Here is a 10,729-nt window from a genome sequence, read left to right as displayed (position 1 = left end):
GGCCCCATGCTCCGGCATGGGGGTTCGCGCGTTCTCGTGTCCGGGGGCGCCTCGCGGAGGCGGCCCGGCGTCGTGGGGGCTCGCCGCGGGACTGCCCGGCGTCGTTCGGTCCGGGGAGCCCGGCGTCAGGCGCCGGCGACGTGCCGCCCGGGGAGCGGCCGGCGTCAGGCGCCGGCGATGGCAGCGGCCACCACCTCGCGCGCCTCGGCCTGCACCTGCGCCAGGTGCTCGGGACCGCGCAGCGACTCGGCGTAGAGCTTGTACACATCCTCGGTGCCCGACGGCCGCGCGGCGAACCACGCGTGCTCGGTCTGCACCTTGAGCCCGCCGATCGCGGCGCCGTTGCCCGGCGCGTGCGAGAGCTTGGCGGTGATCGGCTCGCCGGCGAGCTCGGTCGCCGACACCGACTCGGGCGCCAGCTTCGCCAGCGCCGCCTTCTGCGCGGCGGAGGCCGGGGCGTCGACGCGCTGATACGCCGACGCACCGAACTCGGCCTCGAGCTCCGCGTAGCGCTGCGACGGGGTCTTGCCCGTCACCGCGAGGATCTCGGCGGCGAGGAGGCAGAGCAGGATGCCGTCCTTGTCGGTCGTCCAGACGGTGCCGTCCTTGCGGAGGAACGACGCGCCCGCCGACTCCTCGCCTCCGAAGGCGACGGAGCCGTCCAGCAGCCCGGGGACGAACCACTTGAACCCGACCGGCACCTCGAGCAGGGCGCGGCCCAGCGACCCGGCCACGCGGTCGATGATCATCGAGCTGACGAGGGTCTTGCCGATCGCGGCATCCGTCGGCCATTCCGGACGATGCGAGTAAAGATAGTCGATCGCGACGGCCAGGTAGTGGTTGGGGTTCATCAGCCCGGCGTCGGGGGTGACGATGCCGTGCCGGTCGGCGTCGGCGTCGTTGCCGGTGAGGATGTCGTACTCGTGGCGGCGGCCGATGAGCCCGGCCATGGCCGACGGCGACGACGGATCCATGCGGATCTTCTCGTCCCAGTCGAGGGTCATGAACTTCCACGTCGGGTCGACGTCGGGGTTCACGACGGTCAGGTCGAGGCCGTGCACCTCGGCGATGAGCGCCCAGTACTCGACCGACGCGCCGCCCAGCGGGTCGGCGCCGATGCGCACGCCGGCCGAGCGGATCGCGTCGACGTCGATGATGGTCGCGAGGTCGCGGACGTAGGCGTCACGGAAGTCGTACTGGCCGAGCGTGTCGCCGTCGAGGTCCTTGAAGGGCGTGCGCTCGACGCCCTCGAGGCGGGCCGCGATGAGCTCGTTCGCGCGGTCCGCGATCCAGCCGGTCGCGTCCGTGTCGGCCGGTCCGCCGTTCGGCGGGTTGTACTTGAAGCCGCCGTCGCGCGGCGGGTTGTGGCTGGGCGTCACGACGATGCCGTCCGCGCGGCCCGGGTCGGCGGCATCCCGCCCGCGGTTGTAGGTCAGGATGGCGTGACTGAGTGCCGGCGTGGGCACCCACGAGTCGCGGGCGTCGACGCGGACGTCGATGCCGTTCGCCACGAGCACCTCGATCGCGCTCCGCTCGGCGGGCAGGGAGAGACCGTGGGTGTCGCGGCCGAGGAAGAGCGGCCCCTCGATGCCCTGCGCCCGGCGGTAGTCCACGATCGCCTGGGTCGTGGCGAGGATGTGGGTCTCGTTGAAGCTCCCCGACAGGGAGGAGCCGCGGTGCCCGCTCGTTCCGAACACGACGCGCTGCTCGGGAGCGGCGGGATCGGGTACGACGTCGTAGTACGCGGCGATCAGCTCATCGATGTCGATGAGGTCGGAAGCTTCAGCGGGCTGTCCTGCTCGACTCATGCGTCCCAGTCTGCCCGCCCGCCGGTCCCGCTGCACAGGCTTGACCCGGTATGACGCGTACCGTACGCAGGACCGGTCCTCGGGGCGCGGCTCCCAGGCCGCGGATTTCCGCGGCCGACGGCCGATCCGAACGGCTCCGGTCCTGCGAACCGTACGCCGCCGGCCGCCGACAGCTGGTCGCGCGCACCGGGATAGGCTGGCACGCGTGACTTCCGAGGCCGCCGCCCCCGGGGCATCCGCTCCCGCCCGCCGCACCTACAGCTATCTGGGTCCCGCCGGCACGTTCACCGAGGCGGCGCTCGCGCAGGTGCCCGAGGCTCGCGGACACGAGTGGCGGCCGGTGCGCAACGTGGGCGAGGCCCTGGCCGACGTGGTCGACGGCCGGTCCGACGCGGCCATGATCGCGATCGAGAACTCCGTCGACGGCGGCGTGTCGACCGCGCAGGACGCGCTGGCGACGGTGCCGGGCCTGCGGATCGTCGGCGAGTACCTGGTTCCCGTCGAGTTCGTGCTCGTGGGCCGCCCCGGCACCCGGCTTGACGACGTCTCGCTCATCGCCGCGCACCCGGTCGCATACGCCCAGTGCCTCCAGTGGCTCTCGCGGGCGCTGCCGGCCCATGCGCACGTCCCGGCCGCGAGCAACGTCGCCAGCGCCATGGGGCTGCTCGACGGGTCGAGCGACGCGGATGCCGCGATCGCGCCTCCGGGGATCCTCGAGCACCACGAGCTCGAGCTGCTCGCCTCGAACATCGGCGACAACGCCAACGCGGTCACGCGCTTCGTCCTGGTGAGCCGGACGGTCGTCCCGCCGCCCCCCACCGGTGCGGACAAGACGTCGCTGATCGTCGAGCTGCCCGACGACCATCCCGGCGCGCTGCTGGAGATGCTCGAGCAGTTCGCGACCCGCGGCATCAACCTCTCGCTGCTCGCCTCGCGTCCGATCGGCGACGAGCTCGGCCGGTACCGCTTCGTCGTCGACGCCGACGGCCACCTCGAGGACGAGCGCATGGCCGACGCGCTCCTCGGGCTGCGCCGCTTCAGCCCGAGGGTCACGTTCCTCGGCTCGTACCCGCGCGCGGACCGCGCCGTCGTGCACTACCCCGAGCGCTACGCCGACGACGTGTTCGTCGAGGCGCGGGACTGGCTGCGCGGCCTCATCTCCGGAGAGCCGGAGATGCAGGACTGAGACCGGCTCGGCCGGGTCACCCCAGGTCGTACTCGGCGGCGAGCAGCTCGAGGGTCTGCAGGCGGCCGGGCGCGGCATCCATCGGCTCTTCCTCGTACGACCCCGCGATGGGCGAGATCATGATCTCGTCGACGCCGTGCTGTGCGGCGAAGGAGCGGAGATCGGATGCCACCGCCGACGGCGTCCCCACGAACCACTTCGCGCGCGCCGACGCCATGAACGTCTCGCCCAGGCCGGCGAAGTCCGCGGCGTTCGCGATCGAGTGCTCCACGGTCTCGAGGGCGACCAAGGGACGGTTCGTGCGCAGCCGTGCCGTCATGCGGAGGTTCGGGAGTGCGCGCTCATCGGCCTCGCCCTGCGTGGGCGCCACGAGCACGTTCGCGGTGAGGAAGGTGCGCGGAGCGGCGAGGGTCTCGGAGGGCACGAACGCCGACCGGTACCGGTCGAGGGCGCGCTCGAGGCCCTCGCCCGAGAAGTGGTTGGCGAACACGTAGGGCAGACCCAGCGCCGCGGCCAGCTGCGCCGAGTAGTCGCTCGAGCCCAGCAGCCACACCTCGGGCGTCGTCGTGGCTGCGGGCGTCGCGTGCACGTCGTACGTGCCGCCCGAGGTGAACCGCAGGGCGGCGCCGTCGGGCGCGACGAGGCGCAGGATGTCGCGCACGTGGTCGGGGAAGCGCTCGACGTCGCTCGTGGTGCCGCTCTGGCGGAGCAGCTGGGTAATGACGGGATCGGAGCCCGGCGCGCGGCCGAGACCCAGGTCGATGCGACCCGGAGCCAGCGCCTCGAGCGCCGCGAACTGCTCGGCCACCACGAGGGGGGAGTGGTTGGGGAGCATGACGCCGCCGGACCCCAGCCGGATGCGCGACGTGCGCGCCGCCGCCGCGGCGGCCAGCACCGGAGGCGTCGTCGAAGCCACCGCCGGCATGTTGTGGTGCTCGGCGAACCAGTAGCGGCGGTATCCGAGCCGGTCGGCGGCGTCGACGAGGGAGAGGGATGCCGCGACCGCCTGTGCGCTGGTCTGCCCGGTGCGCACCGGGACGAGGTCGAGGACGGACAGGGCCGGGGCAGAGGTGGCGGTGCTCATCGCTGTAGCCAACCTCCGCCCCGGCCGTCGCATTCCGCCCGTGCCGCGTCCGAGGCCGCAGGCCTCCAGCCCGGGGTTTCGCGGATCCGGAATTCGGACATTCCGCGCCTTTCCGGAGCCTCAGCGTCCCAGGGCTCCGGAAAGCGGCCAGAAGTCCGATTTCCGGAGCAGCGAGCCGGCTGGCGCAATCCGGGTCAGGCGGACTCGCGCCACACGACGGGGCACGCCAGGACGCTGCCCCCTGTGCCGGGATCCTCGCCGCGCAGCTGGCGCAGCACGGACTCCGCGGCGGCCCGCCCGAGTTCGTTCGCCGGCTGGTGGACCGTCGACAGGGGCGGGTCGCAGCGCAGAGCCCAGGAGCTGTCGTCGAACCCGACGATGCCCACGTCGCGGGGCACGACCTTGCCCGCGGACTGGAGGACGTCCATCGCCCCGGCGGCCACCGCGTCGCTGGACGCGAAGACGCCGTCGATGTCGGGCACGCGGTCCAGGAGCGCCCGCATGCCCGCCTGGCCGTCGGAGTACGAGTACAGCGGAACGCTCTGCACGAGCTGAGGGTCGAACCGATGGCCGAGGGCGTCGACGAAGCCCGCAAGTCGATCGGAGCCCGAGTCCCGGTCGAGGGCTGCGGCGATCATGCCGATGCGGTGCCGCCCGGTCGCGGCCAGGCGGCTGGTGATCTCGCGCGCGGCGCCGCGGTTGTCGATGGCCACGTAGGCGGCATCCCCGATGTCCCGCGGGTGACCCACGAAAGCGGCGGGAAGTCCGAGGTCGGCGATCGCGCGCGTGATGGGGTCTCCGACGCGGGCCGAGACGATGATCACGCCGTCGATCAGTCCGCCGCTCAGGTAGCGGGCGAGGCGCTCGATGTCGCGGGTGGTGTCGGCGATCATGAACGACAGCTGGTAGTCGGCATCCGAGAGGGCGGCGTTCGCGCCGAGCAGGATCGACCCGATGTTCGGATCTTCGACGAAGAGCGAATGCGGCTCGTGGACGATCAGCCCGATCGCCTGCGAACTCTGCATCACGAGGCTGCGCGCCGCGCGGTTGGGCACGAAGCCGACCTTCGCGATGGCGGCGTCGATGGCCGTGCGGGCCTCGTCCGAGACGTAGGGCTGCCCGTTGAGCACGCGGCTGACCGTGCCTCGCGACACCCCGGCCTCGATCGCGACGTCTTTCACCGTCGCCCGACGCTTGCGTCCCGTGGTCTCCACGCGAACATCGTATGTGCACGCGCACACACTTGCAGGACCCGATTGACAAGACACGCGGGCCTGCATACTCTGTACACGTTCACAGAACCTCAGCGCAGAGGAATCTCGCTCGGATCTGTGCACGTTCACAGATCCGAGGAGAGCATGAAGGTCCCCGCCCGCCCCTTCGCCCATGAGGGCATCGCGTTCGGCTGCGATTACAACCCCGAACAGTGGACCCCCGAGGTATGGGACGAAGACATCACCCTCATGCGTGAGGCCGGCGTCGATCTCGTGGCCATCAACATCTTCGGCTGGTCGCACGTCGAGCCGCGGGAGGGCGAGTTCGACTTCGCCCGCCTCGACGACATCATCAGCAGGCTCCATGCGGCGGGGATCCGCGTCAACCTCGGCACGGGGACCGCCTCACCGCCGGCGTGGCTGGCGCGGTCGCACCCCGAGATCCTCCCGATGGCAGAGGACGGCACCCGCCGGTATCCGGGCGGGCGTCAGGCGTGGTGCCCCAGCTCGCCCGTCTTCCGTGCCGCCGCGCTCCGCCTCGTCGATGCCGTGGCCGGTCGCTACGGCAGCCACCCCGCCGTCGAGCTCTGGCACGTCTCCAATGAGCTCGGCTGCCACAACGCGCTGTGCTACTGCGACGACAGCGCCGCGGCGTTCCGCGGCTGGCTGCGTCGCAAGTACACGACGCTCGACGCGCTCAACGATGCGTGGGGGACCGCCTTCTGGAGCCAGACCTACGGCGATTGGGACGAGATCCTCCCGCCCCGCGCCACGATCTCGACACGCAACCCCGGGCAGTTACTCGACTTCCACCGCTTCAGCTCCGACGAACTGCTCTCGTACTACCGCGCCGAGGCCGACGCGATCCGGGCGGTGAGCGACGTGCCCATTACGACGAACTTCATGGTCACGGCGCACATCGAGAACCTCGACTACTGGTCGTGGGCCGCCGACATGGACGTCATCGCCAACGACCACTACCTCGACCACCGACTCGCGACCCCGACCGTGGAGCTCGCGTTCGCGGCCGACCTCTCACGCGGTCTCGGCCGGGGCGCCCCCTGGATCCTCATGGAGCACTCGACGGGCGCCGTGAACTGGCAGCCGTTGAACAAGCCCAAGGCTCACGGCGAGATCCTGCGCAACTCGCTGACCCATGTGGCGCGGGGCGCGGACGGCGTGTGCTTCTTCCAGTGGCGCGCCTCCGTCCAGGGCAGCGAGAAGTTCCACTCGGCGATGCTCCCGCACGCCGGCACGGACAGCGCCGTCTGGCGCGAGGTGGTGGAGCTCGGCGGGATCGTCGATCGCATCGGGGAGGTGGCCGGCAGCCGCGTCGAAGCAGACGTCGCGCTGGTCTTCTCGTGGGAATCGTGGTGGGCGACCCAGACCGAGTCCCGCCCCAGTCAGGCGCTCGGCTACCTCGACCAGGTCCACGCCGCCTACGGAGCGCTCCACGCGCTCGGTCTCACGGTCGATGTCGTGCCACCGGGCGCCGACCTCTCGGCCTACGGGCTCGTGGTGGTCCCCGGGCTGCACCTCGTACGCGCCGGCGAGGCGGCGGTCATCACCGACTGGATCGCCGCGGGCGGCACCGCTCTCGTCACCTTCTACAGCGGCACGGTCGACGAAAAGGACCGCGTCTGGACGGGCGGCTACACCGGGCCCTTCCGGGACGCGCTCGGCATCCGCATCGAGGAGTTCGCGCCGGTGGCACCCGATGCGTCGCTCGCCCTCTCGGACGGCGCCACCGCCCGCCTGTGGTCGGAGCGCTCGCGCACCACCACGGCCGAGATCGAGGCATCCTTCGTCGACGGGCCGGCAGCCGGCCATCCCGCCGTCACCCGCAACACGTGGGGCGGCGGAGAGGCGTGGTATCTCGCCACGCTGCCCGATCCCGCGGACTACCGGTCACTGCTCGCCCGCATCGCCGAACGGGCGGGCGTGCGTCCGGCGGCAGAAGTGCGCGGACCCGAGGGCGCCGTGGAGATCGTGCGCCGGCGGGGAGCGGATGCCTCGTACCTGTTCATCGTCAACCACTCGGAGTCCGACGCGGAGCTCACCGCGACCGGATTCGAGCTCGTCACCGGGATGCCGGCTGCCGGATGCGTCAGCGTGCCCGGCGGCGCCGTGCGCATCATCAGAGAGGAGGCGGCCGCATGACCGCCACAGAGGTCCTCGTCACGCGGGGCGGGAAGACTCCGCGCGAGGGGAAGCCGCCGCGTCGCAGGACGCCGCACAAGGGTGCGATCGCGATCTTCACCGGTCCGTTCAGCATCCTGTTCCTGCTGTTCTACCTGATCCCCATCGGCTACGCCGTCTACCAGTCGCTGCTCGTCGTCGAGCGCGACGGCCTCTACGGCGAACCGCGAGAGGTCTTCGGCGGCCTGACCCAGTACGTCCAGGTGTTCCAGAACGCCCCGTTCTGGGAATCCGTTTGGCGCGTGCTGCTGTTCGGTGTCGTGCAGGTGCCGGTGATGCTCGGGCTCGCCCTGCTCTTCGCACTGCTCCTGGACTCCCCGGCTCTCAAGGGCAAGAGGTTCTTCCGGCTGGCGTTCTTCGCCCCCTACGCCGTGCCGGGCGTCATCGCCGCGATCATGTGGGGCTTCCTCTACTCGCCGAACCTGTCGCCGTTCACGGACGTGACCCGGACGATCGACTTCCTCTCGCCGGAGCTCGTGCTCTGGTCGATCGCGAACGTCGTGACGTGGGTCTTCGTCGGCTACAACATGCTGATCATCTATTCGGCGCTCCTGGCGATCCCGTCCGAGGTGTACGAGGCGGCACGGCTGGACGGTGCGGGGCAGATCCGCATCGCGTGGTCGATCAAGATTCCGATGGTCGCCCCCGCGCTCATCCTCACGACCGTCTTCTCGATCATCGGAACGCTGCAGCTGCTGGCCGAGCCGCAGGTGTTCCGGTCGTTCAGCGCCGCGGTCTCGTCCACGTACACCCCGAACATGACCATCTACGCGACGAACTCGATCCCGAACCCCTATCTGGCCGCAGCGTTCTCGGTGGTCCTCGCTCTCGCGACGTTCGTGCTGTCGTTCGCGTTCCTCAAGTTCACCCAGCGGAAGGCCGAGCAATGAGCCTGCTGACACGTACGCGCGGCGCGACCGCCGATGACCTCGCCCCCTCGCGCGGGCCCCGGGAGAGCATCCTCTCGCGCGGTGCGGCGCTGCTGGTCATGGGCGTGTTCACGCTCTACTTCCTGGTGCCGATCTGGTGGCTGTTCATCGCGTCGACCAAGGATCGCAGCGACCTTCTGAGCACGAACCCGCTGTGGTTCGCCGATCTCAACCTCTTCGCGAACATCGGGGATCTCCTGTCCTTCGGCGACGGCATCTACCTGCGGTGGATCCTCAACAGCCTCGGCTACGCGGGGCTCGGCGCGCTGCTGGCGACCGTGTTCGCCGGCATGTGCGGCTACGCGCTGGCCAAGTACCGCTTCCGCGGCCGCGAGATCTACTTCAACGTCGTGCTGGGCGGCGTGCTCGTCCCCGCGACGGCACTCGCTCTGCCCCTGTTCCTGCTGTTCAGCCAGGTGAACCTGACGAACACCTTCTGGGCGGTGCTGCTGCCCAGCATCGTCAGCCCGTTCGGCGTGTATCTGAGCCGCATCTACGCCGCGGCATCCGTCCCCGACGAGCTCATCGAAGCAGGCCGGATCGACGGAGCGGGGGAGGTGCGCACGTTCTTCACCGTGTCGATGCGCCTGATGATGCCCGCGCTCATCACGGTCTTCCTCTTCCAGTTCGTGGCCATCTGGAACAACTTCTTCCTGCCGCTGATCATGCTGCGCAGCGAGGAGCTCTTCCCGGTCACCTACGGCCTCTACACGTGGAACACCCAGCTCAACCAGATCCCCGAGCTGCGCACCTACGTCCTGGTCGGCTCGTTCCTGTCGATCGTGCCGCTCATCATCGCGTTCCTCCTCCTTCAGCGCTTCTGGCGCAACGGACTCGGCACCGGGTCCGTGAAGTGAGCCCGCCGGAGGGCGCCGCCCACCGGCATCCCTGTAATCCCGCACCACCCACCAAGTAAGGAAGATCATGCAGCACACCAAGAGGGCAGTCGCCACCGGCGTCGCACTGCTCAGCGCGCTGGCGCTGGCCGGATGCACCTCCGCGAGCACCGGAGGCGGTGACGCGGAGGCCGCAGCCTGCACCCCCGCAGGCGAGGACGTCACGCTGGAGTTCACGTCATGGATCCCCGGCATCGAAGACGTCGTCGCGCTGTGGAACGAGGAGAACCCCGACATCCAGGTCGAGGTCCAGACCGGACCCAACGGCAACTCCGGCACCTACCAGAGCTTCTTCAGCCAGCTCGAGGCCGGCAACGCGCCCGACCTCGGCCAGATCGAGTACGACGCGCTGTCGAGCTTCCGCGTGCAGGACGGGCTCGAGGATCTGTCGGCGTGCGAGGACGTCGTGGCGGCCGAGAGCGAGTTCATCCCGTGGACGTGGGGCCAGGTGACGCTCGGCGGCGACGGCGTCTACGGCGTTCCGCAGGACTCCGGTCCCATGGCGCTCTTCTACCGAGCCGACCTCTTCGAGGCGAACGGCATCGCCGTGCCGACGACGTGGGAGGAGTACAAGGAGGCAGCGAAGGCGGTGCGCGCCGCGGGCGGCTACATCACCAACTTCTCGACCGCCGACATCAACCAGTTCGCGGGCTTCGTCTGGCAGGCGAACGGCGACTGGTTCTCCAACGACGGCGAGGAGTGGACCGTCGATCTGACCGGCGACCAGTCCACCACCGTGGCCGACTACTGGCAGCAGCTCCTCGACGAGGACCTCGTGGCCACGTACCCGGCATGGACGGAGGAATGGAACAACGCGTACAACTCCGGCGAGGTCTGGACGTGGAACTCTGCCGTGTGGGGCGCGAACTCCATCTCGTCCGGTGCACCCGACACCGCCGGCAACTGGGCCGTCGCCCCGTCCCCGCAGTGGGAGGCCGGCGGCGAGAGCGCCGGCAACTGGGGCGGCTCCTCGATCGCCGTCTTCAAGGGCACAGACCACCTCTACGAGGCGGCCAAGTTCGCCCTCTGGCTCAACACCTCCGATGAGGCGCTGACCGCACTCAACCAGTCCGCGAACATCTACCCCGCCACGACGGCCGGCCTGCAGCTGCCGTCGCTTCAGGAGGGCGTGGAGTTCTACGGCGGCCAGAAGATCTACGACGTGTTCGCCGCGGCCGCGGAGCAGGTCAACCCCGACTTCGTGTGGGGCCCGACCATGACGCAGACGTACGCCGACGTCTCGGACGGCTTCCAGAAGGCGGTCACCGGTCAGGGCACGCTGCTCGAGGCGCTCGAATCCGCGCAGGAGTCGACGATCTCGACGCTCGAGGCCCAGTCGATCCCGGTCGCGCAGTAACGCGATCCGCACCGCCGCGCCGCGGGAGCCCTCGGGCGTACGCGGCGCGGCCGTGT

General features: G+C 70.3%; 8 protein-coding genes. 5 read left to right on the top strand and 3 right to left on the bottom strand.

Features of this window, described 5'->3' with window-relative positions:
* Positions 1-164: 164 nt before the first annotated feature.
* Positions 165-1,808 (bottom strand): phosphoglucomutase (alpha-D-glucose-1,6-bisphosphate-dependent), encoded by a 1,644-nt coding sequence (gene pgm / locus ACFRAL_RS17055; RefSeq protein WP_336394580.1) that lies wholly within the window; start codon positions 1,806-1,808, stop codon positions 165-167.
* Between the two features lie 205 nt (positions 1,809-2,013).
* On the opposite strand from pgm, the gene pheA reads away from it, so the two are divergent.
* Positions 2,014-2,994: a prephenate dehydratase gene (gene pheA, locus ACFRAL_RS17050; protein ID WP_336394581.1), complete on the top strand. Its 981-nt coding sequence runs from the start codon at positions 2,014-2,016 to the stop codon at positions 2,992-2,994.
* Positions 2,995-3,010: 16 nt separating this feature from the next.
* On the opposite strand, the gene ACFRAL_RS17045 is transcribed toward pheA, so the two are convergent.
* Together ACFRAL_RS17045 and ACFRAL_RS17040 are read right to left on the bottom strand one after the other, a co-directional pair.
* Positions 3,011-4,078: an LLM class flavin-dependent oxidoreductase gene (locus tag ACFRAL_RS17045; protein ID WP_378885251.1), complete on the bottom strand. Its 1,068-nt coding sequence runs from the start codon at positions 4,076-4,078 to the stop codon at positions 3,011-3,013.
* Between the two features lie 194 nt (positions 4,079-4,272).
* A complete protein-coding gene (locus tag ACFRAL_RS17040; RefSeq protein WP_336394583.1) occupies positions 4,273-5,292 on the bottom strand; it encodes a LacI family DNA-binding transcriptional regulator in 1,020 nt (339 codons plus the stop codon).
* Positions 5,293-5,436: 144 nt separating this feature from the next.
* Between ACFRAL_RS17040 and ACFRAL_RS17035 the strand changes: the two genes are divergently transcribed.
* The 4 genes from ACFRAL_RS17035 to ACFRAL_RS17020 all read left to right on the top strand — a co-directional run bounded on the left by ACFRAL_RS17035 (position 5,437) and on the right by ACFRAL_RS17020 (position 10,673).
* Positions 5,437-7,452 (top strand): beta-galactosidase, encoded by a 2,016-nt coding sequence (locus ACFRAL_RS17035; protein WP_378885248.1) that lies wholly within the window; start codon positions 5,437-5,439, stop codon positions 7,450-7,452.
* Entirely contained in the window at positions 7,449-8,381 is a 933-nt protein-coding gene (locus tag ACFRAL_RS17030; protein WP_336394585.1) for a sugar ABC transporter permease, read from the top strand. Before ACFRAL_RS17035 ends, ACFRAL_RS17030 begins: the two co-directional genes overlap by 4 nt.
* Positions 8,378-9,277 carry a carbohydrate ABC transporter permease gene (locus ACFRAL_RS17025; protein WP_378885245.1) on the top strand — a complete coding sequence of 300 codons (900 nt, stop codon included), beginning with the start codon at positions 8,378-8,380 and terminating at the stop codon, positions 9,275-9,277. Before ACFRAL_RS17030 ends, ACFRAL_RS17025 begins: the two co-directional genes overlap by 4 nt.
* Positions 9,278-9,344: 67 nt before the next feature.
* On the top strand, positions 9,345-10,673 hold the full coding sequence (locus ACFRAL_RS17020) for an extracellular solute-binding protein (protein WP_336394587.1): 1,329 nt from the start codon (positions 9,345-9,347) through the stop codon (positions 10,671-10,673).
* The last annotated feature ends 56 nt before the right edge of the window (positions 10,674-10,729 follow it).

Source organism: Microbacterium sp. NPDC056736 (assembly GCF_042790415.1).
Taxonomy (GTDB): domain Bacteria; phylum Actinomycetota; class Actinomycetes; order Actinomycetales; family Microbacteriaceae; genus Microbacterium.
This window is presented reverse-complemented; position numbering and strand designations above follow the sequence as displayed.